The sequence below is a fragment of the Halomonas sp. 72 genome (assembly GCF_052379785.1).
In the GTDB taxonomy this organism is placed as follows: Bacteria; Pseudomonadota; Gammaproteobacteria; order Pseudomonadales; family Halomonadaceae; genus Vreelandella; species Vreelandella citrativorans.
Map to the genome: position 1 here is coordinate 123,780 of NZ_JBQSYY010000004.1, position 25,486 is coordinate 149,265.

The following is a 25,486-nucleotide window of genomic DNA, read 5'->3' on the forward strand; positions in this document are numbered from 1 at the left end:
ATTACTCCTGAGGGCCTGCGCAAGAGGCGCTGGCTACCAATGCTGCCTCATAGACCTCTCGGGCCTGGCTCAAACCACGCTCTTCCAGCTCGCTGAGGTACGTTTCGATACCGGCTTCCAGCGGGCCTTGCCAATCAGGGTTCTCAAGCGGGTTTTCGATTTCACGAATGGTATGACCCGCTTCAACGGCTTCCTGCTTACCTTCTACATCAATACGGTCGAACACGGCACCGGCCTTTTCTGCCCACTTCATACCGGAGTTGTTGTCGATCACCGCTTGCTGCTCAGGAGATAAGCGCTCATAAGTACGCTGGTTCATCGTGGCAACAAACACCAGCGTATAAAACGGTACTTCTGTGTGGTAGCTCACCAGTTCGTTGATACGAAACCCCTTTAAACCTTCCCAAGGAAAGCTCAAACCATCAATAACGCCACGCTGCATGGCGGTATAAATATCTGGCGCTGGCATACCTACAGGGTTTGCCCCCATGTTCTCCAACATTTGACCGGCAACCGCCGTTGGACGACGGATACGTAGTCCTTCCAGATCAGCAGGTGTTTGAACATCGGTACCAATAGTGTGAATGCCACCAGGCCCGGTAGTGAACATGAATAGCGGGCGCGTATCATCGTATTCACTGGCCAGATGGCCATCGTCGTAAAGGCTTTGTAATACACAAGCGCCTTGGGTAGCCGAACTTGCCACACCAGGGAGTTCAACAATCTGTGACAGTGGGAAGCGGCCCGCCGTGTAGCCCTGTGCCGTCGCACCGATGTCGGCGATACCATTGGCGGCAGCTTCGTAAATGGAGTCAGGCTTAGCTAGCGTACCCGACGGAAATACCTGAATGGACAGATCGCCACCGGATTCTTCAGCAATTGTATCGGCCCATACTTGTAGGATATCTTCGTTGACGCCTGATGCGCCCGGCCAGAAATGAGCCATACGCAAGGTCGTCGAAGCCTGTGCCGCACTCATCGTTAGACCTGCAATGACGGCTGCCAACACGCACTGAGTTAATTTCGTTTTCATTGGGGGGACTCCGAGCCTTGAGCATGCGATGTTCGCATAACGAATATTAGTTCGTTTCACTAAACCAACTTTAATCCACTAACCGCCTTAGAGCTAATCGACCTTGGTCTACGTCAACACCCTTTATGACTTTCCACCCGTATTTAATGTTGGCTTTATACGAAATAAAGAACGCCGTTATCAAAGCAGTTCCGAGTAACGGATTCCAATTAGCGCATGCTCGCGCATCAGCATCTCGACACGCGCCCCTTCACCATTTACCAGCGATTGAAAAATAAGCTCATGATGGAGTTGAGCAAGCTGAAGCTTGCGGTACTCATGCGAGAGCTTACCTTTATCAATTACGATGGAAGCCGCCGCCGCAAAAGGCAGATGGTTATTGCGTGAAATGGCATCGGCGATAACGCCGCTACCGGCCGAGCACACAATGAGCTCATGAAAATGCCAGTTAAGCTCTATCAAGCGTTGAATATCCTCTTCAACCAGGTGCCCCTTATCAAGCACTTCCCTGCCTTTTTGGATCCAAAACTCAAATTCTTTACGCTGTTGACCAGATACGCCATATTCCGCCAAGCGTCGTGCAGCGAGGCCTTCAAGCACTCCTCGCACCTCCACCGCACAGTGCACATCCGCATCGGTAAATTCACGCACCATAAAGCCACGCTTGCCCGCACGCTTGAGCAACCCTTCCTGTTCAAGCGTGCGGAATGCCAAGCGTACTGGCGTCCTTGAGGTCCCGAGCTGTTCTGCGACGGCCTCTTCACCTAACCGCCCCCCTTGGGCATAGTGACCATCCTCAATCAACTTGCGTAGCTGGCTGGCAACGCTCTGATTGTTATTACTCATTTGTCTTCTCTCATTTCCATAACGATTGGGGTGCTTAACCAGAACCCTACACCAAAGTCTAGGTTGACGATAAAAACCTCTATGGCCTTTACTTTGGATCCAAAACCAACAAAAACCAATAATTAATTCCGACAAGGAGTAGCCCGTGACTCAGCCAGCCCCCTACCCATTAAACACGTGGTACGTTGCCTGTACTCCCGATGAACTCGACGATAAGCCACTGGGGAGAACTATCTGCAATAAGCAACTCGTTTTCTTCCGCGGTGATGCGGGCCGTGTCGCTGCCATGGAAGACTTCTGCCCCCACCGTGGGGCGCCCCTCTCCTTGGGCTTCGTGCGCGATGGCAAGCTGGTGTGCGGCTACCATGGCCTTGAAATGAACTGCAGCGGCAAATGCGACAGCATGCCTGGCCAACGCGTTCGCGGCTTCCCTAGCGTGCAATCGTACCCCGTTGAGGAGCGCCATGGTTTTATCTGGATCTGGCCTGGCGATCCCGACAAAGCGGATGCCAGTCTCATTCCCAAGCTTGAGTGGGCGAACAACCCTGACTGGGCGTATGGCGGCGGGCTCTACCATATTAAGTGCGAATATCGACTGATGATCGATAATCTCATGGATTTGACCCATGAGACGTACGTCCATGCCTCAAGTATCGGGCAGCCTGAAATCGAGGAGGCAGCACCCGATACCAAGGTGAATGGTGATGAAGTCATTACCAGCCGCCAAATGGAGAATATTCCTGCGCCGCCTTTCTGGCAGGCAGCGCTGCGTGGCAACGGCCTCGCCGACGACGTTCCAGTGGATCGCTGGCAGGTTTGTCGCTTCACCCCACCTAGCCATGTATTGATCGAAGTCGGCGTCGCGCATGCTGGCAACGGCGGCGCTGATGCGCCAGCGGACAAGAAAGCCTCAAGCGTGGTGGTGGATTTTATTACGCCTGAATCGGACACCTCCATCTGGTATTTCTGGGGCATGGCGCGCAATTTCAAACCTGAGGATCAGGCGCTGACGGATAAAATCCGTGAAGGTCAGGGCAAGATTTTCGAAGAGGATCTTGAAATGCTCGAGGCGCAGCAACGCAACCTGCTTCGCTATCCGGACCGTCAGCTGCTGAAGCTTAATATCGACGGCGGTGGTGTGCAGGCGCGCCGCATCATTGACCGCATCCTCACCGAGGAGCGCGAGGCTAAAGCGGAGGCCACCGCATGACCCATACAGTTCCTTCGCTTATCGTGGAGGTCAAGGCACGTCATGATGAGGCGCTCGATATCGTGACCTTCGAGCTCGCTGATCCGCATGGCCGGGAGCTACCGGCCTTTAGCGCGGGTGCACACGTTGATGTGCGCGCTAAAGACGGCGTTATCCGTCAATATTCTCTTTGTAACCACTCAGACGAGCGCGACCGCTACTTGATTGGCGTATTGCGCGACCCCGCTTCACGCGGTGGCTCCAGCGCCATGCACGATGAGATACAGGTTGGCGATCTTGTGCAGATCAGTGCGCCTAAGAATCACTTTGCACTCAAGCCTGCCCCGCGCATTGTACTGCTGGCAGGCGGTATCGGCATTACACCACTGCTCTGCATGGCCGAGCGCTTGGCGCATACTGATGGCGCCTTCGAGCTCCATTACTGCACGCGCTCCCGGGAGCGAACCGCTTTTTATCAACGCCTTGTTGATGCCGATTTTGCCGCCCAGGTACATTTCCACTTCGATGATGGCGAGCCAAGCCAGCACCTGGATCTCGACACTCTGCTTGGCCAGCCAGACGCTGATACCCGCGTCTATGTCTGCGGGCCTAAAGGCTTCATTGATGCGGTCATGACGACCTGTAAAGCACATGGCTGGCCTAGCGACCAAGTGCATACCGAGTATTTCAGCGGCGCCGAGACCGACAGCTCGCAAGATGGCAGTTTCGAAGTGCGTATCGCCAGCAGCGGCGAAAGCTTTACCGTGCCCGCCGACAAGACCGTTCATCAGGTTCTCACCGAGAACGGCATTGAAGTGATGGTCTCCTGTGAACAGGGGGTTTGCGGTACGTGTTTAACACGCGTATTGGAGGGTGAGCCGGATCATCGTGATCTTTACCTGGAGGATCATGAACACGCTGCCAATGACCAGTTCACGCCTTGCTGTTCACGCTCTAAAAGCAAAGTGCTTGTACTGGATCTGTAATACGCCAGCCACTTTAATAGCCTATTGGATAGTCCAAAGGATAACTACAATGAAGAAACTCCAGACAACCGTGACCCAGGCCGCACTGCTCAGCGCACTCGTTTTATTGCCGGCGGCCGCCCAGGCCCAGACAACGCTGCGTTTGGCACATGTATGGCCCGGCGGCTCAATGATCGATAGCGCGCTTTTCGAAGCGTGGGCAGAGAGCGTTAGCGAGGCTTCAGAGGGCCAGCTTAACGTCGAGGTGTTTCCCAGCCAAACGCTAGCCAAGTCGGCACAGACGTACGAAAGTACGACGCGTGGTATCGCTGATGTCGGTGCGTCCGCTCAAGGTTACACGGCCGGCCGATTCCCGCTGACTCAGATCGTTGAGCTGCCCGGGGTCTCTTCTAGTGCACAGGAAGGGGCGTGTATCTTGCAGTCGCTTTTTGAGCAGGGCTATCTGGAGCAAGAGTACGCCGACACCCATCCGCTATTCTTCTTCACCACGGGCCCGGGTTATCTGCATACCAAAGAGAAGCGGATTCAAACGCCTGACGACTTGGCGGGTTTGCGGCTGCGCAGGCCTACGCCCTTGGTAGGCGATATGATGGAGCGCCTCGACGCACAGGCCGTCGGTATGCCCGCTCCGGATGTATTTACGTCAATGCAGCGTGGCGTCGTGGATGGCTTGAGCTTCAACTGGGAAGGGATGAAAACGTTCCGCCTCAATGAACTGGCGCAGTACCATACCGAAGTACCTCTCTACGATCTGTCACTGTTCGCGGTCATGAACCAGCGTAACTACGAGAACCTCCCCGCAGAGCTTCAGCAGGTGATCGATGAACATAGCGGTATGGAGTGGTCGATGCGCGCCGCCGAGGTCTACGACACGTTGATCGCGCAAGGCCGGCAAGAGGCTGAAGAGGCAGGGCATGAGTTTATCGTTATCGAAGATGCGCTTAACGACCCGGATTGGGGTCCGGTATTACAGGAAACCATCGACAGCTACTTAAACGAGGTAGGGGGTAATGCCAGAGAGATCTACGATACGGCGATGGGCCTGAAAGAAGAGTGCGCGATTACTAACGCTTAGCAAGCGGCCTTACTAGCACTTGATCGCCGCCAACAAAAAAGCGCCGGACTCAACCCCGGCGCTTTTTGCTTACTGATACTCACCCATGAAACGTGCGTCAGAAGTCAAAAAAGACCGTTTCACCAGGCCCCTGCAAGCGAATATCAAAACGATAGCGGATAACGCCGTCGGCCTCTTCGCGTTTGGCAATCAGCGTCTGGCGACGCTTATCGGATTCAACCCGCGAAAGCACCGGACACTCGCGGTTGGCCTCAACCTCATCATCAAAATAGAGACGCGTTTGCAGGTGAATATTCACGCCACGAGCAAAAATCGCCAGGTTGATGTGCGGCGCCATCAGCTTGCCGTTAGGGTGCGCGACGGCGCCCGGCTTGATGGTCTTTAACGACCACTCGCTGCCCTGCTCGGCTATCGTGGCGGTTCTTCCGAAGCTGTTGAATGGCTTGCGCAGGTCGTAATCGGCCTGATAATGCCCCTCGGCATCGGCCTGCCATGCTTCCAGGAAGGCATCACGCACCAGATCACCGTTACCATCAATCACGGTGCCCACAATCTCGATAGGCTCGCCCGAGGCATCGGGCTTGGCCATTTCGCTCCAGATCTCTTCGTCGCGCTCGGGGTTACCGGCCGCGGCCAGTGCCAAACCAATATGCACGTAAGGTCCAGCGGTTTGCGAGGCGGTTTCACGCAGCATCATTTCGCTCACCGGCTGGGTGTTAGGCTGTTTCATCATCAATCCCCCTGCCTTATTGGTTTTCAGCTATTGATTTTCAAAGAAGGTTTGCAGCTCGCCGCGCACCACAATGTCAAAACGGTAAGCCAGGCAATCCATCGGCCTGCTGTTAGCCATATCTAGGCGGCCAACCATCGTTTCCACGGCTTCGGGGTCTTTCAGCGTGTGCACGATGGGGCATAGCGGAATCAGGGGGTCCCCCTCAAAGTACATCTGCGTAATCAGCCGGGAAGAGATAGATGGCCCCATGACCGAGACATGAATATGCGCAGGCCGCCAGCTATTCACATCATTCGGCCAAGGGTAGGGGCCTGGCTTGATGGTACGAAAACGGTAAAAGCCCTGATCGTCGGTCAGGCAGCGGCCCACACCACCAAAGTGAGGGTCCAGCGGTGCCAGGTAAGCATCTTTCTTGTGGCGATAGCGCCCGCCCGCATTGGCCTGCCACATTTCTACCAGCGTATGGGGCACCGGCTTGCCAAACTGGTCCATCACGCGGCCAAACAAGATGATCCGTTCACCCTGAGGCAGCCCTTCGCCTTGCGTGAAGTTCATCAACAGGTCGTTGTCATAGGGCCCCACCCGCAGATGGCTGAAATCAGGCCCTGTCAGTTCTGAGGCAGTGGGCTGCTGCATGCTCATCAATGCCTGCTGGGGCGAGCGCGCAACGGAGGTTTTATAGCCAGGGGCATAGGCAGGCGGATGCCAGTTACGGTCACGGGTTACAAAGCGATTATATTTAGGCTGCATGGCAAATGCTCTTTATGGCGAGGTAAGCATCGGGCGGCGCTTGCCCCCTTTGCACTTTCACTCGCCAAGTGTGCCGCGTAGCCTCCGCCATGCCAATTGAAGAGTCATCCCCACTCATAACCTATAGGTTATCGGCTTTACGACCTTGGTATAATACGCTCCGCCGCCACTTGGCGTAGCGTTTCGCAAAAAGCGTCGCGGGTCAGCGACTTCGTCATACTCACATTCGTGCAAATGCCTACAGACCCACCCTGCGCCTCAAACGGCAATGCGAGCTCTTTGAGCAGACCGCTCTCCAGCTCTTCGCTCACCGCTTCCCGCGGAGCTATCCAGAGCGCGTCACTCTCCAGCGTGTAGCGGTAGCTGACCGGCAGCGAGAGGGTCTCCAGCAACAGCGGTGGCAGCGTGATGGCATGGCGTACACAAAAGCTGTCCACCTGTTGGCGCAACGTAGTTTGCGGGGGTGGCAATGCCCAAGGGTAGGCGATGAGCTGGCTCGCGGCTACCGGCGTTACCTGGGCAAGCGGATGACCGTTGCGTGCCACGATAACCAGCGGTTCATAGTAAAGATGTTCAAAATAGAGATCGCCAATTTCCCGCGCCTCGGTCATTCGCCCGACCACCATATCAAGCTCGCCCAGGCGCAAGCGCGAAAGTAGATAGGCACTGGCACCGGTTACTACCGAGACGCTGGTATCGTGCTGGCCCGTTGAAGCACTGTGCCAGCGCTGTATCGCCACAGGCAGGAGGCGGCTCTCGACGGTGGATAACGCTCCTACACGCAGCCAGCGGCCGCCATGATGCGCATCACCGATGGCACTGACACCTTCGTCCAGCGCCCGCATGGCAGGGCCTGCATGGCGCAGCAGCGTCAAGCCCGCTTGGGTGAGCGACACCCCTTGCGAGGTGCGCTCAAAAAGCGGCGTTTGCAGGATCTCCTCAAGCTCGCGTATCGCCTTGGAGATCCCCGGCTGGGTAATCGCCAGCGCCTCAGCGGCACGGGCAAAGCTGCGCCGCTTGGCAACTTCTAGAAACGCCATCAAGTGGCGTAGTTTGATGCGGGCGTTGAGCATAGCTTTCTATTATCAGCGAAACAGAAGACGCTACCTTCGCTGATTAGCGCATACAAGGAAATCGTTAAATTTACGCTGCACACTTATCCGACAGGTTTAGGGATTGTTGGCCTCGGCACGGCCTTGTTGTCAGAACGGCGCCCTGGAGCGCCATTCTGAACCGCCGTTATACGCGCTAGATAGGATAGTGGCGCGGGCCAGTTTGCAGCGTCATCCAACGCAGTTCCGTGAACTCCTCGATGACCGCCTTGCCACCGAAGCGCCCGTAACCGCTACTTTTTACGCCACCAAACGGCATTTGCGGCTCGTCATGTACCGTTGGGGCATTGATATGACAGATGCCTGTTTCAATGCGCCCAGCAACCCGCAGCCCGCGTGCGCTATCGCGGGTAAACACGGCGCCTGAAAGACCGTACTCGCTATCATTGGCAACGCGAATGGCTTCCTCTTCACCCTTGACGCGAATCATGGCGACCACAGGGCCAAAGGACTCTTCCGAATAAAGCCGCATTGCCTTTGTGACGTTATCCACCAGCGTTGGCTGCATCACGACACCCTCGGCCTTTCCTCCAGAGGCTAAACGGGCGCCATTGCTGAGGGCATCATCAATCAGCTCGTTGAGCTTATAGCCAGACTCCTGGTTGATGAGTGTCCCCAGTGCATTGCCTTCTGCACGAGGATCCCCCGCTGTCAGTGTCTTCGCTTTGGCCGCCAACTTCTCGACAAACTCATCGGCAACGGCTTCATCTACGATCAAGCGCTCGGTCGACATGCAGATTTGCCCCTGATTGAAGAAGGCGCCGAAAGCGGCCGCTTCAACCGCTGCGTCAATATCGGCATCATCAAGCACCAGAAAAGGCGCCTTGCCGCCCAGCTCTAGCAGTACGGGCTTAAGGTGCTTAGCGGCTTTCTCCGCAATGATGCGCCCAACCGTTGTAGAGCCGGTAAAATTGATACGCCGAACCGCCGGATGCTCGATTAATGCGCCCACCACGCTTGCTGCTTGCTCGGGCTGGTTATGGATAACGTTAACCACGCCGTTACCCAGGCCCGCATCATGCAGCACCTGCCCAATCAGCGCGTGCGTATTCGGACACATTTCAGAAGCTTTAAGGATAACGCTGTTACCACATGCCAAGGGCGCGGCAATGGCCCGCGTGCCCAGTATGATAGGCGCGTTCCACGGAGCGATTCCCACCACCACGCCGCACGGTACGCGAATGCCCATGGCCAGGCTATCAGGCACATTGGAGGGAATCACATCGCCCTGTATCTGTGTGGTTAAGGAGGCCGATTCACGCAGTAAGTTCGCCGCCACCATGACATTAAAGCCTGCCCAACCCGGTGTAGCGCCCGTTTCATCGACCATGGCATCAATAAATTCTTGCTGGCGGTCCTCCATTAAATCGGCGGCTTTAGTCAGCTTCGCTCGACGCGCGGCGGGGCCTGTCTGAGACCAGGACTTGAAAGCGCCGTGAGCCGCTTCGATAGCCCGGTTGGCATCGTCAAGCGAGGCCGCTGCCACTTGAGAGACCGTTTCGCCGCTCAGCGGATTGCAGCGCTTGAAGGTGGCGCTATCTGAAGCAGGACATTGTTGGCCGTCGATTAATAGTTGAACTGACGTCATGACATGGCTCCATTTGATGTATGAATTGTTATTAGTGTTCAGAAGACAACTGATCGATTATTCACCCCAGCCCAGCTCTTTGGCGAGCGCAAAGGCATGGTTGGCCGCCGGTACGCCGCCATAAATTGCTACATGCATGATTACCTGACGAAGCTCGGCTTCCGTCAGGCCAATACGTTTGGCGGTTTTCAGGTGTAACGTCAGCTCCTCGCGACCAAGAGCTGCCAGAATACCGGTGGTAATCATGCTGCGCTCGCGGCGGGTCAGGTCCTCGTTACTCCAAAGCTCGCCCCAGGCCAGGCGGGTAATCATCTGCTGGAAGGGGATATCCAGGCTGTTAGCGTTAGCGGTTGAACGCGCCACATGCTCCTCGCCCAATACCTGCTGGCGAGTTTGCAGACCGGTGGCGTAAGCCACGCCCTGGTTTGCCACATCCCCCAGCTCTGCCGCCATGGCGCTCAGGAGTTTCTGTGCAAAACGCGCTGGCGCCTCTATCGATGGCACGTGCCCGACACCGTCAAAAATTTCCAATGTCGCACCGTCAAGCTCTGCTGCCAGCGCGTCAAGCGTCGTGGGCGGTGTAGCAAGGTCCTCGCTGCCGCCGAATAGCTGCACCTTGGCTGACTTGCCGGATAGCCGCCCGGTAAACGTATCACGGCCCAGCATCTCACACAGTTGAGCGTAGGATTCGTCGTCGCCGCGGCCCATCTGAATGCACCAGCCCGCTTTCAGCGCGGGGCTTGCTTCAAAGGCCGTGGGCGCAAACCAGCGCGGCACAATCTCTTGTGACATCGCCGCGAGACCTTCCTGACGCACGCGACCCGCGCGAGTGTTCCAGAGCTCTGAGTTGCCGATAACCGCGCCGGTATTGGTGAGCGTGGCAGAGAGCAAACGGTCGCTGTGCTCAGCGATCAGCTGCTGACCGATTACACCACCAATGGAAGTACCGACAAAGTGAAAGCGCGCAGCGCCTGAACGCTCTGCCAGCGCCAAGGCCTCGGCGGCCAGATCAGCGGGCGTAACCTGTGCTCCACTGACCGCCTGACTAGCCCCGTGACCAGGTAGGTCCCAAGTCAGCACGCGATAGCGTGGCAAGAGTACCGGGATGATGTCATCCCACACTGCTTGGCTCATGCCCAAGGGGTGCGCCAGCACTACCAAGGGGTTAGCTTCTATGCCGAGCAGCCGATAGGCCACGCTGCGGCCATTGATGGTATGAAATGCCATGGCGACCTCCGTTAAACGCGTTCGATCAGTGTGGCGATGCCTTGGCCAACACCCACACACATGGTGCATAGCGCGTAGCGCTTGCCGCTGTTTTGCAGCTCATGGGCGGCGGTGAGCAGCAACCGTGCGCCGGACATGCCCAGCGGGTGACCTAAAGCAATCGCTCCACCGTTAGGGTTTACCCGAGGGTCATCATCGTCCAGGCCAAGGTCACGCATGCAAGCCAGCGCCTGAGCAGCAAAGGCTTCGTTAAATTCAAATACATCAATTTCATCTAGCGAGATACCGGTGCGCTTAAGCAGTTTCTGTACTGCCGGTACCGGGCCATAGCCCATGATGCGCGGTTCAACGCCAGCCGTTGCCATGCCGATAACCTTGGCCATGGGTGTCAGGCCGTGCTGCTGAACGGCCGCTTCGCTTGCCACCAGCATGGCTGCCGCGCCGTCGTTGACGCCGGAGGCGTTGCCTGCTGTGACGCTACCGCCATCACGGAAGGGCGTCGGCAAGGCCGCGAGTTTCTCCAGCGTGGTATCCCGCAGATGCTCATCGGTATCAAATACCAATGGCTCCTGCTTACGGCGAGGAATCTCGATGGCGGTGATCTCTTGAGCAAAACGCCCAGCCTGTTGAGCGGCAGCCGCTTTCTGCTGGGAGCGCAATGCAAAAGCGTCCTGATCTTCCCGGGAAATCTTGAACTGCTCGGCGACGTTCTCCGCCGTTTCGGGCATGGAGTCCACCCCATAGGCTTTCTTCATCAGCGGATTGATAAACCGCCAGCCGATGGTGGTGTCTTCGATTTTTTGCCCGCGGGCGAAGGCGCTGTCGGCTTTGCCCATCACGTAAGGCGCGCGCGACATGGATTCCACGCCGCCGGCCAGCGCCAGCTCCATCTCACCGGCTTTAATCGCCCGAAACGCTGTACCTACCGCGTCCATTCCGGAGCCGCACAAGCGGTTCATGGTGGTGCCAGGGACCGAGGTGGGGATGCCTGCCAAGAGCGACGACATGCGCGCGACGTTGCGGTTATCTTCACCAGCCTGGTTGGCGCAACCCATAAACACTTCTTCGATCGCGGCAGGATCGAGATCCGGCGCGTCGGCCAGTACGGCCTTGAAGATCGTGGCGGCGAAATCATCCGGGCGCACACTTGCCAGCGTGCCGCCAAACCGGCCTACGGCGGTACGCCGTGGGTGACATAAATAAACGTTTGTCATAACCGACTCCTTATTCGCCCGTGTGAGCGCGTTCGGTGCGGGCTTTCAGCTCGCGCAGGATCTCAAGTTCTTTTTCGCTGGGCTCAGGGGTGCTCTCAAGCTGGTCGGCAAAGCGTACTTCCCAGCCGGTCGCGTCCATTACCTCTTCACGGGTCACTCCAGGATGCAGCGATACCACCACAAGCTCTTTGGTCTCAGGGTCGGGCTTCATCACGCATAAATCGGTGATTACCCGGGTAGGGCCTTTACCGATATTAGGCACGTTATCGCGCCCTTTGCCGTCACGGCCAAAGCCTAGCGTGGTAACAAAGTCGACATCTTTCACAAACGCCCGCTTGGAGTGCTTCAGGGTGATAAATACCTCACCCGCGTTGGTAGCAATCTCCGGCGCCCCACCGCCGCCCGGCAGGCGTACTTTAGGTGCTTTGTAATCACCAATCAGCGTGGTATTGAGATTAGCAAAGCGGTCAATTTGTGCGGTACCCAAAAAGCCCACGTTCACTTTGCCGCCCTGTAGCCAGTAACGGAACATTTCCGGCACTGCCACGGTAGTGAGTGCTGATTCACACAGCTCGCCATCGCCGATGGAGAGCGGCAGAATGTCGGGCTTGGTTTGCAGCGTGCCGGATTCGTAAATCAATACCACGTCCGGCGCATGGGTAAGGCGCGCCAGGTTGGCAGCTTCAGAAGGCAGGCCGATTCCCACAAAGCAGGTGGTGCCGTTTTCCAGCGCGCGTGCCGCCGTGACGGTCATCATTTCAGAAGAGGTATATTCCAGACTCATCAGACGTTCTCCCCTGCATGACTTTGAACACCCTTAAAGACGTTCTCATCGAGCCACTGAGTAAAGGTGTCGCGGTCGCGGGCAATGGCATCCCACTCTTTATAAAAGCGGTTACTGCGACCGTAATAGCCGTGAGTATAAGAGGGCAGCGCGCCTTTCTCGGCCACCGCAATGGCACTGATCGCCCAGCCTGGAATCACGCAGGCATTGGGATGCGCTTTCAAGTCATCGACGATCTCTTCGACCGTGACGATGCTGTGTTTGGCGGCGAGTATGGCTTCTTTTTGTACGCCGACAATTCCTTCCACCAGCACGTTGCCCTGGCGGTCCGCACGCTGAGCGTGAACGATGGACACATCCGGGCGTACCGAAGGCACGGCGGCTAAGCGCTCACCAGTAAACGGGCACTCGATGAATTTGATCTGATCATTCACGCTGGGCAGTTCGCTGCCGATGTAACCGCGGAAAACAGCCATCGGCAAACCCGCAGCCCCCGCTTCAAAGGCGCAGGCCATGGCCGCGTGACTGTGCTCAAGAATCTCAACCTTGTGCGGCCAGCCTTTCTCAACCGCATCACGCAGGCGGTGCAATGAGCCAACGCCTGGGTTACCGCCCCAAGAGAAGATCACCTTTTTGGCGCAACCGGCACCGATTAGCTGATCGTAGATGATATCGGGGGTCATGCGGATCAGCGTCAGGTCACGCTTTTGCTGACGGATCACTTCGTGACCAGCGGCAAACGGGATGAGATGGGTAAAGCCTTCCATGGCCACGGTAGCGCCGTCTTGAACGTAGCGCGCTACCGCGTCATGTAAGCTGAGAAACTCGGCCATGATGGGTGCCTCTTAGCGGGTCGTTGGCATACTTACTGGTGGCAATTAACAGATTGTTCGCAAAGCGAACATGAATCCTCTATACGAACAAGTTACTGCCGAACGTGAATGGGGTCAAACCCCACCACGCATGCCTAACGCCCCATTACGACACCTGTCTATTTCATGAAATAAAATAAACATTTGTTTTTAAATGATATTATTTACAATCCAACCATTTCTTGGCACGCTTCACCTGAGCCACACTACTACCAAGGTATAAAGCCGGATCGCAAGCTTTACACAGTGATTCGTTATCAATAATTCCGTTTGTCTCAGGGTGCTCAGCCAGTAAATCCATCAACACGTCGGCATAATCCCGGGATTCGCGACGCGAGGTTTCCGCTGCCGCAGCACTTACCGTTTTGGCATGATCTGCACCTAGTGCCGGGGTCAACAGGCGCGCCACCGGCTCAGCCATGATGCCACCCCCAGTAGCCGCCAGGTTGCGTCGCATGTTACCGGGATTCACTTCAAGTCCCTCAAGCAGCACGGCCACCTGTTCCAGCGCGCCTTCCACAAGTAAGGCGCTTTCCGTCAGCGGTGCCCACTCGGCATGCCATTCGCCCAGACCGCGCTCCAGCGGCTGTGCAGCCGCGTTCAGCAACACGCAGGTATGTCCATGTACCTGCCTAGCCGCGCCCCGGATCAGCGCGCTGCGCACCGGGTTGCGCTTATGGGGCATCGAGGACGACTCGCCCATCCCCGGTGCTGAAGGCTCGGCCACCTCGCCTACTTCGGTCTGGGTAAGCAGCGATATATCCAGGGCCAGTTTCTCGGCAGCGCCCGCTACGGCATCCAGCGCCGTACCCAGCGCGTGAATGGGATAGCGGTCGGTATGCCATGGCAATACCGGTGCTGCCAGACTTAGTTTTTCAGCCAAGGCATCCATCCACTCAAGCCCCAGCGCATCCCACCCGGAATGCACACCCACCGCGCCACCAAACTGAACGGGTAGCTCAATATCACCTAAACGCCGACGCGCCTGCTCAAGACCCACGGCCCAGTGAGATACCTTGACGCCAAAGGTAATCGGCAGCGCCTGCTGCATGAGGGTGCGTCCGACCATGGGCGTATGGTTGTGCGTATTCATGAGATTTATCGCCGCCGCGCGGCAGCGCAACAGCAGTCTATCCAGCGCGGCCAGGCGCGGTTTGAGCAACAGCATCAACGCAGAGTCGACGACATCCTGGCTGGTCGCCCCCTGATGCCAGTAACGCTTAAGGTCCTTGGCAAGAAACGCACGGCCCTGCTTGACGAATGGAATGGCGACATTGCCGCCGCTGGCGATGCCCTCGGCCATCTCAACGATATTGAAAGAGGCGTTTTCCAACTGAGCGCGCATCTGCTGACTCGTGCCTTCGGGCACCGCACCACTGGCTTCCTGAACCTCGGCTAGCGCCAGCTCGAAGGCCAGCATGGCGTGCACCATGGCGTCCTCGTCGCAGGCAGCCAAGGCACTTTGATTCATAAACGGGTGCTTTAAAAATGCTGAGGGCATGGGCGCTAGGCCTCCTAATAAAGTCGTTCAGAGCCTGAACAAAGCGCAAAGAGCATGATTCAGAAAAATCGTACTTATGTTCGCTATTCGAACTATAGATTAAACGGGCAGGGGCTAACTAGCCAGTAACACACGGCGTTATGGCAGCTTGATGCGCTGGCGCCAGCGACGCTTGTTTACGTTCGAGGCGTGGCGTCTTCACAACGCACGTAACGCAGCACCATCTCGGTTACATGATCTTCCAATTTACGCTGGTTTTCCGGTGCAGCCTGTTGCCAATCAAAAATCCGCGAGAAGGTGTGTTGATTGGAAACGTTGAAAAACGACAAGGCGCTGATCAGCCAGTGCAGTTCTCGCGGGTCCAGGCCTTCACGAAAACAACCATCGGCGATACCTCGTGCATACACAGTGGTCAGAACGTCGATTACGCCTGCGTTAAGCGATTGAATTAATGCTGACTGCGCCAGATAGCGGCCATGATGGATATTTTCGATCATGACAAGGCGGATGAAGTCAGGGTTCTGGGCGTGATGGCGAAAAGTAAATTGAACAAGCCGACTTAGCGCCTCGAGTGGCGCCAAATGGTCAAGATCAAGCTCGGCCTCCTGCAGGCGCACTTTCTGATAGGCAGCTTCCAAGGTGTGCAGGTAGAGCGTCTCTTTGTCCTTGAAGTAGTAATAAATCATACGCTTGGAAGCGCGCGTTTTTTCGGCGATTTCATCGATCCGCGCGCCAGAAAGGCCTTTTTCGGAAAACTCACGCGTGGCCACCGCCAAGATATCGGCCTGCACAAATTCCGGATCGTTTTTACGTCGTGTGATGGAGGATGTGTTGGGATTCGCTGGCATTGGCTTACCTTTTATTATCATGATCGTCTTTGGTCTACTATGTCACAGCTTGACTGAACGTACCATTTCGTACATTGTTTTTAGACAGCTAAAACACGCTGTTGCTTACGCTCTTGAAACCTTATAACAACTGCCCCGACGACAAGAGGACAACAACAATGTCTATGAAGCTAACTTCCATACAACGCATGCTTACGGCCGCCATTGCCGCCGCTACGCTTGCCGCCGCTGCCAGTGCCAGTGCCTCCGCCCAGACACTACGCTTTGCCCACGTTGACCCGGATGACTGGACCACGTCGAAAAAAGGCTCGGCCGGGCAAGTATTCAAGAACCTGGTGGAAGCTGAAACCGACATCAAGGTTGAGCTATACCCCGCGGGGTCGCTCGGCGGTGAAACCGAGCTGATTGAAGGCGCGCAGGATGGCACTATCAGCATTGCCATGGTCTCCGGCTCTTACGCCAATTTCTGCCCCGCCGTTGCCGTGACCGATATCCCTTATACCTTCCCTTCAGCGCCAGTGGCATGGCAGGTAATGGACGGCGAATTCGGCACCGCGCTGGCTGAGCACTGCCTGGAGCAGACAGGCCTGCGCACGCTGGCTTACGGCGAGACGGGCTTTCGCCACTTCACCAACTCGGTGCGCACTATCAACTCGCCGGAAGACATGAAAGGCCTGAAATTCCGCGTACAAACCATTCCGCTCTATATCGAAATGATGCGTGGCCTGGGAGCCGAGCCACAGGGCATTACCTGGGGTGAAGTGCCTACCGCCCTGGCAACCGGCGTGGTAGATGGCCAGGAAAACCCCATTTCGGTGATTTTTGGCAACAACTTCTACGAGTTTCAGGACTACCTGACGCTGGATCGCCACGTGTACGGCGTTGACCACCTGCTGATCAACGACGACATCTTCCAGTCGCTTAGCGAAGAAGAACAGGCTGCCGTGAAACGCGCCGCCGTGGTTGCGGGTACTACCGGCCGCGCCATCCAGCAGTTCAATTCCGCAGAAGGCATTGCCAAGCTGGAAGCCGCAGGCATGGAAATTACCCAGCCCAACGCTGAACAGATGGAAGCTTTCCGGGAAGCGGCGCAACCGCCGGTTCAGGCGTACCTGCGTGACGAGCTTGGCGATGATGCAGAGTGGATTGACCGCCTTTCTGCCGCGGTTAGTGAGGCGTCCGAGCGCTTCTAAGCCTGCTTGATCAAAGCACTTGTGAGAAAGCACTTTGTGAGTGGGCCAGCATGGCCCGCTCCTGCTCCTGCGTACCTGACTACCGATTGAAGGTGCCCTTATGCCTCATCTTCTTGCCCGGATACATCGTGGCCTGATCCTGTTCAATGGCAGCTTGGCAGGCCTTGCCATGGTGCTGATTTTTCTACTGGTCGCTGGCAACGCCTTTGCGCGCTATACCTACGGCGGCTCCATTAGCTGGGGGGAAGATACCGCCATCTATCTGATGATTTACGGCTTGATGTTTGGCATGGCGTGGGCGTATCTGCAGGACAAGCACATCGGCTTTGATCTTCTTCGCCGCTTGCTGCCTCCACGCTGGCTGCGCTGGCAGGCGGTGGCGATTGATCTTGTGGTGTTGGCCGTCGGCATTGGCTTGATGGTGTCGGCCATTGAATTTATCGCCGCTCGCGGTAATCGCACCTCATCAAGCACCGGGATACCGATGTGGGTCTTTCAAACATCGATGCTGATGGGCGGCGGTCTGCTCAGCCTTTCAGCACTGGTAATGGGCGCACAGCGTTTGAGTGGCTACTCTGATGAGGAGCCATCATCATGATTTTTGTACTGCTTTTAGCCCTCATACTGCTGGGCGTACCGTTTGCCTTTGCCATTTTGGGTGCCCTCACGGTGCTGATGAGCACCGGCGATCTTCCCTATCATATTCGCATTGTGTCGCAGCAGTTTTTTGGCGGCATGGAGTCTTTTCCGCTGCTGGCAATACCGCTGTTCATTCTGGCCGGCGAGCTGATGAACGAAGCGGGTATCACGCATCGGATCATTAACCTGGCCACGGCCATTGTTGGCCGCCTCAAGGCGGGGCTGGCACACGTCAATATCTGGGCCTCGGTAATTTTTGCCGGCCTTTCCGGCTCGGCGATTGCCGATACTTCCGCCCTTGGCCGGGTATTTATCCCCTCAATGGAAAAAGAGGGTTACCCGCGTGATTTTGCCGCCGCCCTTACCGCAGCTTCATCGGTGATTGGCCCGATTATTCCGCCGAGCATTCCGGTGATTATTTACGCGCTCACGGTGTCGGGTGTGTCAGTGCCGGGGCTCTTTTTGGCCGGCATCGTACCGGGATTTTTGCTGGCGCTGGGGCTTTCCATCTACGTCTACTTTTTTGCCGGCGACCTAGGTGCCACGCAGTCAAGGCAGCAGTCGCGCCGTCACGCGCTTCTGCATGGCCTTTTGCCCGCGCTCATGCCGGTCTTTGTGGTGGGTGCCATTCTGGCAGGCATCGTGACACCAACTGAGGCAGCGGCCTTTGCCGTGGTGTATGCGCTGATTCTTGGCGTGGTGCTCTACCGTAATATCAAGCTGGTTAACCTGCCCGGCATCTTCGCTCGCGCCATGCGCGATAGCGCCGTCATCATGGTCATCATGGGTGCCGTTGCGGCCGCTAACTGGGTACTGACGTTTAATCGTATTCCCAACATGCTCACCGAGTGGGCGCTGATGAGTATCGATACCCAGTGGACCTTCCTGATTGCCGTCATTCTGCTGCTTCTGGTAGTAGGACTGTTTCTGGAAGGGATCGCAGCCATTCTGGTGCTGGTCCCCATTCTTCACCCCATTGCCATGGCGCTGGGCATTGACCCGCTGCACTTTGGGATCGTGGTGATCTTCAACCTGATGATGGGCCTGATCACGCCACCCATGGGGCTCTGTCTGTTTGTCGCCGACTCGGTTTCCGGCGTGGGAATGGGGGCCATTATCCGCCGCATTATGCCGATGCTCGGCGTACAGTTCCTGATCCTGCTGTTGATCACATTTATACCCGCGCTGGTCACCTTCCTGCCGCGCCTGTTGGGCTACTGATTTTACTGAATGCAAGGAGCGTAATGCCATGTACTCATCCATTGCCACGGTTTGCCTAAGCGGTTCGCTGGAAGAGAAGGTAGACGCCATCGCTCAGGCCGGTTTTGAAGGGGTTGAGCTCTTTGAAAACGACCTTACGGCGTTTACCGGCACACCCAGGGAAGCGGGCGAACTGATTCGCTCGCGTGGGCTAAAGCTAGTCACCCTTCAACCGTTCCGTGATTTTGAAGGCTTACAAGGGCGCGCGCGGGAGCGGGCCTTTGACCGCGCCGAGCATAAGTTCGACCTGATGGAAGAGCTCGGCACGGATCTATTAATGGCGTGCAGTACAGTGCACCCCGACTCGCTACCCGGCTTGAGCCGCGCCGCCGATGACTTCTATGAATTAGGCGAACGTGCCGCTCGGCGTAACATGCGCGTGGCCTATGAGGCGCTGGCTTGGGGTCGGCATATTCACGACTACCGCGATAGCTGGGAAGTGGTGCGCCGCGCCGCGCACCCCAATGTTGGCTTAGTGCTGGATACTTTTCATATCTTCTCGCGCCAAACGGAGCTGGGTACCATCGGGCGCATTCCAGGAGACCGCATCTTTCTGGTGCAAACCGCCGATGCGCCGCGCCTCTCTATGGATCACCTGTCGTGGAGTCGCCATTACCGCTGCTTCCCGGGTCAGGGCGAACTGCAAATGGACAAGTTCATGGCCATGCTGCAGGAGACCCGTTACGACGGCCCGCTATCTCACGAAATTTTTAACGATGTTTTCCGCATGGGCCACAGCGACCAGACGGCGCGCGATGGCTTGCGCTCTTATCATTTACTGCGCAGCATGCAGGATGACAGCGGCATTCCCGCTCCCCAGTCCATTGAGTCGGTCGCGTTTCTTGAAATTGCCGTTGAGGCTGCGGATTTGCAGCGCCTACGCGAGCTGCTCAGCGCGCTGGGTATGGCGTGTGTCGGGCGTCATCACACGCTCAATGCGGAGCGCTGGGCCGCGGGTGACGTTAACCTGGTGCTTAATACCGAGGCGAGTTTCACGGGTCGTGTGCCGGGGCGCGATGCCACGGCGATTACTGCTATCGGCCTGAAGGTGAGCAACGCCTACGAAGCCTTCAAGCGGGCGGACAAGCTCGGTTACGATATCGTCGAGCCTGAAGAAGTGGGCGCCAGCCACCGTATGAGCGCACTGCGCAATGTCGACGGCAGCCTCTCCTACATCATTGACGACTCACAGCTCAGCCGCACCTGGGATCGTGAGTTTCCGGTGGATGTGCAACCCGTGCCTAATGGCGCCTTGGTCGATGTCGACCACATCAGCGTTGCGCTTTCCTATCACGATTATCTCTCGCTGATGCTGCAGTACCGCGCTATTTTCCAGCTAGAGATCACGCCCTCCTTCGATGTCACCGACCCGCGTGGGCTGATTCAAAGCCAGGTACTGCAAAACTATAATGGCCGTTTCCGTCTGGCGCTTAACGCCAGCGCCTCGCCCAATACCGCCAGCAACCGGTTTGTGCGCCAGTACGGCGGCTCGGGGATCCATCATGTTGCCCTGCGCACGGAGTCGATGCGTGCCACCAGCGCCGCGCTGCAGCGGGCGGGTACACCGGTGCTGCCCATTCCCGGCAACTACTACCGCGATCTGGCGGCACGCTTTGATTTACCGTCGCAGACCCAGACGTGGATGCAGGACCACCACATCCTGTTTGATCAGGACGGCAGCGGCGAATTTCATCAGCTGTATGCGCAGCAACCTGCCCACCAGGCGTTCTTTTTTGAACTGGTACAGCGTGACGGCTATCAAGGATTGGGCGCCCCCAATGCCTTTGTACGCGTGACGGCCCAGCAGCGCCTTGAGGCAGAAACGCTGCACCACAACACAGATGAGAGCGCATCATGATCAAGCTCGGACTGGTCGGCGAAGGCATCGCCAAATCGCAATCTCCCGACCTGCATGAACGCCTGGGCGCATCGCTTGGCCTACCTGTACGCTACGATTTAGTGGATAGCCTGGGTGTGGCAGATTTTGATTTCCCCGCGGCGATACAAACGCTGCGCACTAAAGGCTATCAGGGCACTAACGTTACTTTCCCGTTCAAGGAAAAAGCTGCGCAGTTGGCCGATATCCGCGGCGAAGGCGTACTCCGAGTTGGCACTGCCAATACGTTGCTGTTTGATGCGCAGGGGCTGCGCGCCGAGAATACCGACTACACCGGCTTTATCAGCGCCTACCGCCACTCGTTTGGCAACCAACCCGCAGGCGAGGTGCTCCTAATTGGCGCTGGCGGCGTTGGCCGTGCGGTAGCCTGCGCCTTGGGTGAGCTCGCCGTTAGCCACCTGTATATTCTTGAGCACGATACGACGCGTGCACAGAATCTATGTCGCGATCTTAGCGCCATGGGCATTAATGCCTCGTGCATCACGCCAGAACAAGCCCAACAGGGCCTGCCTAACTGGCAGGGCGTGGTCAACTGCACACCCATCGGTCATATCAACCACCCGGGGTGCCCTATTGACACGTCTGGCCTTGGCAGCCAGCACTGGGTATTTGATGCCGTATACATACCCGCCCATACCGAGCTTTTAAACGCCGCCGCCCAGGCGGGAGCCAAAACGCTCTCAGGCGTGGATCTCTTTGTATTCCAAGGCGTGGACGCGTTTCGCTTTTTTACCGCAGATCGTCTGAGCGCTGACCGGATCGGCCCTCATGTTATGCCATTACGGGCCTATTATATTGAACAGCTTGTCGCCTTGCCGTCCCAACCCTGATGCGGTAAGGATGATAGAGTGAAAGGTGTCAGCAGTAGCGTGGCACTACTGCTCTTACAACACCTAGCGAGCCTTTATAATCGCTTCAAGAGCCGCCTGATACCCGTGGATCCCAAGCCCGGCGATCACCCCGTCGGCGCGCAGCGACACGTAGGAATGGTGACGAAAACTCTCGCGCTTGTGCACATTGGAGATATGCACTTCAATGACGGTGCCTTCGAACGCGTTTAGCGCATCGAGTATGGCAACCGATGTGTGCGTATAGGCTGCCGGGTTGATAATTATCGCTTGACTGCCGTCCTGCCGGGCGGCGTGTATTGCATCAATCAGTGCGCCTTCATGGTTGCTTTGAAAACAGTTGATTTCCCACCCTGCTAACACTGCTGTCTCGCGCAGTTGTTTATTCACGTCATCCAGAGTTTCATGACCATAGATTTCGGGCTGCCGGGTGCCTAAAAGGTTGAGGTTCGGCCCGTGCAGTACCGTTACTTTTTGTTGGCCCATAAGTAGCTTTCCTAATGGCGAGTAAAGCACATGTAAGGCGCACATGCGCCGTGGCAAAGACTAAGCGAATAATTGTTCGCCATTCGAACAACATGTTACATTGGAATTTTGAAAATGTGTCCAAGCGGTGAATTATTCGTTATGAAAGACTCTTTACAAGAAGACACTCTCACACCTGATAGCCGTGACTTTGTTTCAGCGCTTGCCAGTGGCCTGGATGTTATCTTGGCGTTTGACGATACGCATTCGCGCATGACGTTAAGTGAGGTCGCCGCGCGAACCGACATGAACCGCGCCAAGGCGCGCCGCTTTCTACTGACACTGCATGCCTTGGGCTATGTTCGCAAACATCAGCGCTATTTCGAGCTGGCGCCCAAGGTCTTACAGCTAGGCTATTCATTTCTTTCCGCGAACAATTATCGTAGCGTTATCCAGCAGTACTTGGAAGATATTACCGCGCAAACTGGTGAGTCCTCATCGCTTGGCCAGCTTGAAGGTGACGATGTTATCTATATCGCACGCTCGGCCGCCCCCCACCGCTTGATGGCAATCTCCCTTTCCGTGGGTACACGTCTGCCGGCGGCTCATACCTCAATGGGTCACGTATTGCTTGCCCAGCTCTCTGAGCAGGCGCTGGAAAGCTATCTTGAACGTATCGCGCTGAAGCGCTACACCGATAAAACCATTATCGACAAGGGCGCGCTTAAAAAGCGGATTGAAACGGTGCGCGAACAGGGTTATGCCATCGCTGACCAGGAGTTGGACTCGGGCCTGCGCTCATTGGCAGTACCTGCGTTTAATGCATCCGGCCAACTGCTTGGGGCAATCAACATCAGTACGAACGCAGCGCGCATTGATATGGATACATTACTGGTGGAGTACTTGCCGCTTCTACACGAAAAAGCGGCTCAGATACGCGCGTCTATTACGACGTGAACTAAGGCGTGATGATGGAAGGGATTGAATGATAAGCCACGCTTCGCTGAAGAACTCATGATGATGAATGCCCCATGACCCTCTACCTAGGCCTACCCATGTGGGCCAACCAGGATTGGCAAGGCAGCCTGTATGCCCGCCACGCCAAGACAGATCTGCTCAGCGACTATGCCAGCGTATTCTCAAGCGTGGAAGGCAATACGACCTTTTATAGCGGCGCGCCCAAGGCCGAGACCGTTGCCGCCTGGGCTCGCCAGGCACCTGCTCATTTTCGCTTCTGTTTTAAATTACCTGCCAATATCACCCATGACCAGCGGCTTACCCATTTGGATGATGTCTGGTCCTTTTTAGCCGCACTTGAGCCACTGCATGATCGACTCGGCCCTACCATGGTCCAACTACCGCGCGACTTTGGTCCCGAGGAGCTACCAAAGCTAGAGGCCTTACTGGCTGCCTGGCCCGCTCACTTACCATGCGCGGTTGAAGTTCGTCATCCTGTTTTTTTCCACAAAGGCGCGGCTGAAAAAGCGCTTAACCAATTGTTGATAACTTATTGTGCCAACCGTGTAATGCTGGATGTGCGTCCGGTGTTTTCAACCCCTGCTGAGGGCCACGCGGGCCTTGCGCACGCTCAGCAGGAAAAGCCGAAACTCCCGTTACACGTGCTTTCCACAGGTAATTTTCCGGTCGTTCGCTTTATTGGCCATATTGACAAAACGATTAATACGCACTACTTCGCCCCTTGGAAAGCCCGCCTCAACCTGTGGATAAGTCAGGGGAAAACCCCTTTCTTATTTGTGCATACTGCTGATAATCGCGAGTCTCCCGAGATGGCACGTCAGCTATACAATGCGCTTGGCGAACTTGCCGACCTACCCCCGCTTAGTGCCTTCCCCGGTGAGGCACAAAACCTGTTGTTTTAAGCTAATATTAATTTAACCTAACTGGCACGAGGTCTCTTGATCGGATAAATTGCGCATACTTTTGAAAAGCGCAGAGCGATCTGCTCTTTTTGAATATGCGTAAATGGGCGCATAGCGGTTTATTACAATTCAACTAACAGTAGGTGATGTATGGCAAAACTTGCACATGCACAATGGTCATCGCGTATGGGCTTTGTGCTTGCAGCTGCCGGTTCAGCGGTAGGCTTAGGGAATATCTGGCGCTTCTCATATATGGCGGGTGAAAGCGGCGGCGCTGCTTTTGTTCTGGTCTATCTTGCATGCGTAACGCTGGTTGGCCTGCCCATTCTGGTAGCGGAATGGATGATTGGTCGCCGGGGCCAGAAAAATCCGATTAACACCATGGCCGACCTTGCCACGCGTCACGGGCGATCCAGGGCTTGGGCAACTATCGGTATTAGTGGCGTTCTGGCGGCCTTTTTAATTCTATCTTTTTATAGTGTTATCGGCGGCTGGTCGCTCAATTACACGCTGGGGGCGGTGATCGGGACGTTTAACGGCCAGGATGCCGATGCCGTCGGGGCTATTTTTGGCGATCTGCTGGGCAGCCCTACAACGCTTCTGCTTTGGCATACCGCGTTCATGGTGTTGGTCGTTGGTATCGTGGCACGTGGTGTGACCAAGGGGCTTGAAGCCGCTTCACGACTTCTGATGCCAGCGCTGATCGTGCTTCTTTTGATTCTGGTCGGCTATGGCGTAACAAGCGGCTCCTTCGGTGAAGCACTTGCGTTCATGTTCAGCCCTGACTGGGGTGCACTGGACGGTGGTGTCGTACTGGCGGCGATGGGCCAAGCCTTCTTCACCCTATCATTGGGTATGGGCATCATGATGGCGTATGGCTCTTATCTGGGCGAAGACGTCAACCTGATTAGCACAGCGCGTACCGTTATTATCCTGGATACGGTCATTGCCCTGCTTGCAGGTCTTGCGATCTTCCCCATTGTGTTCGCCAACGGGCTGAGCGCAGGCGAAGGTCCGGGACTCATCTTCGTAACGCTACCCCTGGCCTTTGGCAACATGGCGGGCGGCACCATTCTCGGTTTGATGTTCTTCCTGCTGCTGACGTTTGCAGCACTTACGTCGGCTATCTCGCTGCTGGAGCCGGTCGTTGAGACACTCGAAGAACGCACGTCATTGAGCCGGATAGGATCGACACTGGCGAGCGGTATTGCGGTGTGGGTACTCGGTGTGGCGGCACTGCTGTCATTTAATGTGTGGTCCGACGTGCTGTTATTCGGCCTCAACATTTTTGACTTCCTCGACACCTTCACCAGCAAGATTTTGCTGCCGCTGACGGGCCTGGGCGCGATAATTTTCTTCTCGCTATGTTTGGACAAAGAAGAAGCGCGCAAGGAGCTACGGTTAGATATCTACGATTTCACCTTGTGGAATCTACTCGCCAAGTACGTGGCGCCACTCGGTGTGATTATCGTATTCCTGACCGGCTTGATCTAGCGATACCTACGCCCTGCCGCTTGGCAGGGCTGCACTATATGGGTACTGCTTA

At 56.3% G+C, this 25,486-nt stretch carries 24 protein-coding genes; 11 read left to right on the forward strand and 13 right to left on the reverse strand.

Going from position 1 to position 25,486, the window contains the following annotated elements; translation table 11 throughout:
- Window position 1: 1 nt before the first annotated feature.
- Window positions 2-1,033, reverse strand: a complete 1,032-nt coding sequence (locus tag ACT3T6_RS06025; protein ID WP_192526843.1) for a TRAP transporter substrate-binding protein — start codon at window positions 1,031-1,033, stop codon at window positions 2-4.
- Window positions 1,034-1,213: 180 nt separating this feature from the next.
- On the reverse strand, window positions 1,214-1,879 hold the full coding sequence (locus ACT3T6_RS06030) for a GntR family transcriptional regulator (RefSeq protein ID WP_193054062.1): 666 nt from the start codon (window positions 1,877-1,879) through the stop codon (window positions 1,214-1,216).
- A 145-nt stretch (window positions 1,880-2,024) separates the two neighbouring features.
- On the opposite strand from ACT3T6_RS06030, the gene ACT3T6_RS06035 reads away from it, so the two are divergent.
- From ACT3T6_RS06035 to ACT3T6_RS06045, 3 genes are read left to right on the forward strand one after another with little or no spacing between them, the layout of a single operon-like run.
- Window positions 2,025-3,089 (forward strand): aromatic ring-hydroxylating dioxygenase subunit alpha, encoded by a 1,065-nt coding sequence (locus ACT3T6_RS06035; protein WP_192526841.1) that lies wholly within the window; start codon window positions 2,025-2,027, stop codon window positions 3,087-3,089.
- Window positions 3,086-4,054 carry a PDR/VanB family oxidoreductase gene (locus ACT3T6_RS06040; protein WP_192526840.1) on the forward strand — a complete coding sequence of 323 codons (969 nt, stop codon included), beginning with the start codon at window positions 3,086-3,088 and terminating at the stop codon, window positions 4,052-4,054. Before ACT3T6_RS06035 ends, ACT3T6_RS06040 begins: the two co-directional genes overlap by 4 nt.
- A gap of 49 nt (window positions 4,055-4,103) precedes the next feature.
- Window positions 4,104-5,129 carry a TRAP transporter substrate-binding protein gene (locus tag ACT3T6_RS06045; protein WP_192526839.1) on the forward strand — a complete coding sequence of 342 codons (1,026 nt, stop codon included), beginning with the start codon at window positions 4,104-4,106 and terminating at the stop codon, window positions 5,127-5,129.
- Between the two features lie 97 nt (window positions 5,130-5,226).
- Here ACT3T6_RS06045 and pcaG read toward each other — a convergent pair whose 3' ends face one another.
- From pcaG to ACT3T6_RS06095, 10 genes are all read right to left on the reverse strand, one after another.
- Complete coding sequence (gene pcaG / locus ACT3T6_RS06050) at window positions 5,227-5,859, reverse strand: protocatechuate 3,4-dioxygenase subunit alpha (protein ID WP_192526928.1); 633 nt, start codon at window positions 5,857-5,859, stop codon at window positions 5,227-5,229.
- Between the two features lie 30 nt (window positions 5,860-5,889).
- Window positions 5,890-6,612 carry a protocatechuate 3,4-dioxygenase subunit beta gene (gene pcaH / locus ACT3T6_RS06055; RefSeq protein ID WP_192526838.1) on the reverse strand — a complete coding sequence of 241 codons (723 nt, stop codon included), beginning with the start codon at window positions 6,610-6,612 and terminating at the stop codon, window positions 5,890-5,892.
- A gap of 137 nt (window positions 6,613-6,749) precedes the next feature.
- Window positions 6,750-7,685 (reverse strand): pca operon transcription factor PcaQ, encoded by a 936-nt coding sequence (pcaQ, locus tag ACT3T6_RS06060; protein WP_192526837.1) that lies wholly within the window; start codon window positions 7,683-7,685, stop codon window positions 6,750-6,752.
- Window positions 7,686-7,860: 175 nt separating this feature from the next.
- Window positions 7,861-9,312 (reverse strand): aldehyde dehydrogenase, encoded by a 1,452-nt coding sequence (locus ACT3T6_RS06065; RefSeq protein ID WP_192526836.1) that lies wholly within the window; start codon window positions 9,310-9,312, stop codon window positions 7,861-7,863.
- A gap of 57 nt (window positions 9,313-9,369) precedes the next feature.
- Window positions 9,370-10,539 (reverse strand): alpha/beta fold hydrolase, encoded by a 1,170-nt coding sequence (locus tag ACT3T6_RS06070; protein WP_192526835.1) that lies wholly within the window; start codon window positions 10,537-10,539, stop codon window positions 9,370-9,372.
- 11 nt (window positions 10,540-10,550) lie between these two features.
- Window positions 10,551-11,753, reverse strand: a complete 1,203-nt coding sequence (pcaF, locus tag ACT3T6_RS06075) for a 3-oxoadipyl-CoA thiolase (protein WP_192526834.1) — start codon at window positions 11,751-11,753, stop codon at window positions 10,551-10,553.
- Between the two features lie 10 nt (window positions 11,754-11,763).
- Window positions 11,764-12,537, reverse strand: coding sequence for a CoA-transferase subunit beta (locus tag ACT3T6_RS06080; protein WP_192526833.1), 774 nt, complete (start codon window positions 12,535-12,537; stop codon window positions 11,764-11,766).
- A complete protein-coding gene (locus ACT3T6_RS06085) occupies window positions 12,537-13,370 on the reverse strand; it encodes a CoA transferase subunit A (protein ID WP_192526832.1) in 834 nt (277 codons plus the stop codon). The genes ACT3T6_RS06080 and ACT3T6_RS06085 overlap by 1 nt, the downstream gene beginning before the upstream one ends.
- A gap of 199 nt (window positions 13,371-13,569) precedes the next feature.
- Window positions 13,570-14,910: a class-II fumarase/aspartase family protein gene (locus ACT3T6_RS06090; RefSeq protein WP_192526831.1), complete on the reverse strand. Its 1,341-nt coding sequence runs from the start codon at window positions 14,908-14,910 to the stop codon at window positions 13,570-13,572.
- A gap of 176 nt (window positions 14,911-15,086) precedes the next feature.
- On the reverse strand, window positions 15,087-15,758 hold the full coding sequence (locus ACT3T6_RS06095; protein WP_192526830.1) for a TetR/AcrR family transcriptional regulator: 672 nt from the start codon (window positions 15,756-15,758) through the stop codon (window positions 15,087-15,089).
- A 158-nt stretch (window positions 15,759-15,916) separates the two neighbouring features.
- Here ACT3T6_RS06095 and ACT3T6_RS06100 point away from each other — a divergent pair, with 158 nt between their 5' ends.
- The 5 genes from ACT3T6_RS06100 (at window position 15,917) to ACT3T6_RS06120 (ending at window position 21,577) form a co-directional block, all read left to right on the forward strand.
- Window positions 15,917-16,951 (forward strand): DctP family TRAP transporter solute-binding subunit, encoded by a 1,035-nt coding sequence (locus ACT3T6_RS06100; RefSeq protein WP_226913505.1) that lies wholly within the window; start codon window positions 15,917-15,919, stop codon window positions 16,949-16,951.
- 100 nt (window positions 16,952-17,051) lie between these two features.
- Window positions 17,052-17,549 carry a TRAP transporter small permease gene (locus ACT3T6_RS06105; protein WP_192526829.1) on the forward strand — a complete coding sequence of 166 codons (498 nt, stop codon included), beginning with the start codon at window positions 17,052-17,054 and terminating at the stop codon, window positions 17,547-17,549.
- Entirely contained in the window at window positions 17,546-18,811 is a 1,266-nt protein-coding gene (locus ACT3T6_RS06110; RefSeq protein WP_192526828.1) for a TRAP transporter large permease, read from the forward strand. Before ACT3T6_RS06105 ends, ACT3T6_RS06110 begins: the two co-directional genes overlap by 4 nt.
- A 28-nt stretch (window positions 18,812-18,839) precedes the next feature.
- On the forward strand, window positions 18,840-20,708 hold the full coding sequence (locus tag ACT3T6_RS06115) for a bifunctional sugar phosphate isomerase/epimerase/4-hydroxyphenylpyruvate dioxygenase family protein (RefSeq protein ID WP_192526827.1): 1,869 nt from the start codon (window positions 18,840-18,842) through the stop codon (window positions 20,706-20,708).
- Window positions 20,705-21,577, forward strand: coding sequence for a shikimate dehydrogenase family protein (locus ACT3T6_RS06120; RefSeq protein ID WP_192526826.1), 873 nt, complete (start codon window positions 20,705-20,707; stop codon window positions 21,575-21,577). Before ACT3T6_RS06115 ends, ACT3T6_RS06120 begins: the two co-directional genes overlap by 4 nt.
- 63 nt (window positions 21,578-21,640) lie before the next feature.
- Here ACT3T6_RS06120 and aroQ read toward each other — a convergent pair whose 3' ends face one another.
- A complete protein-coding gene (gene aroQ, locus ACT3T6_RS06125; RefSeq protein ID WP_192526825.1) occupies window positions 21,641-22,081 on the reverse strand; it encodes a type II 3-dehydroquinate dehydratase in 441 nt (146 codons plus the stop codon).
- 141 nt (window positions 22,082-22,222) lie between these two features.
- On the opposite strand from aroQ, the gene ACT3T6_RS06130 reads away from it, so the two are divergent.
- From ACT3T6_RS06130 to ACT3T6_RS06140, 3 genes are all read left to right on the forward strand, one after another.
- Window positions 22,223-23,017 (forward strand): IclR family transcriptional regulator domain-containing protein, encoded by a 795-nt coding sequence (locus ACT3T6_RS06130; RefSeq protein WP_192526824.1) that lies wholly within the window; start codon window positions 22,223-22,225, stop codon window positions 23,015-23,017.
- 74 nt (window positions 23,018-23,091) lie between these two features.
- Entirely contained in the window at window positions 23,092-23,940 is an 849-nt protein-coding gene (locus ACT3T6_RS06135; protein WP_192526823.1) for a DUF72 domain-containing protein, read from the forward strand.
- A gap of 150 nt (window positions 23,941-24,090) precedes the next feature.
- Window positions 24,091-25,434, forward strand: coding sequence for a sodium-dependent transporter (locus tag ACT3T6_RS06140; RefSeq protein WP_192526822.1), 1,344 nt, complete (start codon window positions 24,091-24,093; stop codon window positions 25,432-25,434).
- Window positions 25,435-25,486: the final 52 nt, after the last annotated feature.

What these genes read in the sequence shown, in the direction of transcription:
- ACT3T6_RS06025 (WP_192526843.1), bottom strand. Translation starts at nt 1,033, where the DNA reads ATGAAAACGAAATTAACTCAGTGCGTGTTGGCAGCCGTCATTGCAGGT.
- ACT3T6_RS06030 (WP_193054062.1), bottom strand. Translation starts at nt 1,879, where the DNA reads ATGAGTAATAACAATCAGAGCGTTGCCAGCCAGCTACGCAAGTTGATT.
- ACT3T6_RS06040 (WP_192526840.1), top strand. Translation starts at nt 3,086, where the DNA reads ATGACCCATACAGTTCCTTCGCTTATCGTGGAGGTCAAGGCACGTCAT.
- ACT3T6_RS06045 (WP_192526839.1), top strand. Translation starts at nt 4,104, where the DNA reads ATGAAGAAACTCCAGACAACCGTGACCCAGGCCGCACTGCTCAGCGCA.
- pcaG (WP_192526928.1), bottom strand. Translation starts at nt 5,859, where the DNA reads ATGAAACAGCCTAACACCCAGCCGGTGAGCGAAATGATGCTGCGTGAA.
- pcaH (WP_192526838.1), bottom strand. Translation starts at nt 6,612, where the DNA reads ATGCAGCCTAAATATAATCGCTTTGTAACCCGTGACCGTAACTGGCAT.
- pcaQ (WP_192526837.1), bottom strand. Translation starts at nt 7,685, where the DNA reads ATGCTCAACGCCCGCATCAAACTACGCCACTTGATGGCGTTTCTAGAA.
- ACT3T6_RS06065 (WP_192526836.1), bottom strand. Translation starts at nt 9,312, where the DNA reads ATGACGTCAGTTCAACTATTAATCGACGGCCAACAATGTCCTGCTTCA.
- ACT3T6_RS06070 (WP_192526835.1), bottom strand. Translation starts at nt 10,539, where the DNA reads ATGGCATTTCATACCATCAATGGCCGCAGCGTGGCCTATCGGCTGCTC.
- pcaF (WP_192526834.1), bottom strand. Translation starts at nt 11,753, where the DNA reads ATGACAAACGTTTATTTATGTCACCCACGGCGTACCGCCGTAGGCCGG.
- ACT3T6_RS06080 (WP_192526833.1), bottom strand. Translation starts at nt 12,537, where the DNA reads ATGAGTCTGGAATATACCTCTTCTGAAATGATGACCGTCACGGCGGCA.
- ACT3T6_RS06085 (WP_192526832.1), bottom strand. Translation starts at nt 13,370, where the DNA reads ATGGCCGAGTTTCTCAGCTTACATGACGCGGTAGCGCGCTACGTTCAA.
- ACT3T6_RS06090 (WP_192526831.1), bottom strand. Translation starts at nt 14,910, where the DNA reads ATGCCCTCAGCATTTTTAAAGCACCCGTTTATGAATCAAAGTGCCTTG.
- ACT3T6_RS06095 (WP_192526830.1), bottom strand. Translation starts at nt 15,758, where the DNA reads ATGCCAGCGAATCCCAACACATCCTCCATCACACGACGTAAAAACGAT.
- ACT3T6_RS06100 (WP_226913505.1), top strand. Translation starts at nt 15,917, where the DNA reads ATGTCTATGAAGCTAACTTCCATACAACGCATGCTTACGGCCGCCATT.
- ACT3T6_RS06105 (WP_192526829.1), top strand. Translation starts at nt 17,052, where the DNA reads ATGCCTCATCTTCTTGCCCGGATACATCGTGGCCTGATCCTGTTCAAT.
- ACT3T6_RS06110 (WP_192526828.1), top strand. Translation starts at nt 17,546, where the DNA reads ATGATTTTTGTACTGCTTTTAGCCCTCATACTGCTGGGCGTACCGTTT.
- ACT3T6_RS06115 (WP_192526827.1), top strand. Translation starts at nt 18,840, where the DNA reads ATGTACTCATCCATTGCCACGGTTTGCCTAAGCGGTTCGCTGGAAGAG.
- ACT3T6_RS06120 (WP_192526826.1), top strand. Translation starts at nt 20,705, where the DNA reads ATGATCAAGCTCGGACTGGTCGGCGAAGGCATCGCCAAATCGCAATCT.
- aroQ (WP_192526825.1), bottom strand. Translation starts at nt 22,081, where the DNA reads ATGGGCCAACAAAAAGTAACGGTACTGCACGGGCCGAACCTCAACCTT.
- ACT3T6_RS06130 (WP_192526824.1), top strand. Translation starts at nt 22,223, where the DNA reads ATGAAAGACTCTTTACAAGAAGACACTCTCACACCTGATAGCCGTGAC.
- ACT3T6_RS06135 (WP_192526823.1), top strand. Translation starts at nt 23,092, where the DNA reads ATGACCCTCTACCTAGGCCTACCCATGTGGGCCAACCAGGATTGGCAA.
- ACT3T6_RS06140 (WP_192526822.1), top strand. Translation starts at nt 24,091, where the DNA reads ATGGCAAAACTTGCACATGCACAATGGTCATCGCGTATGGGCTTTGTG.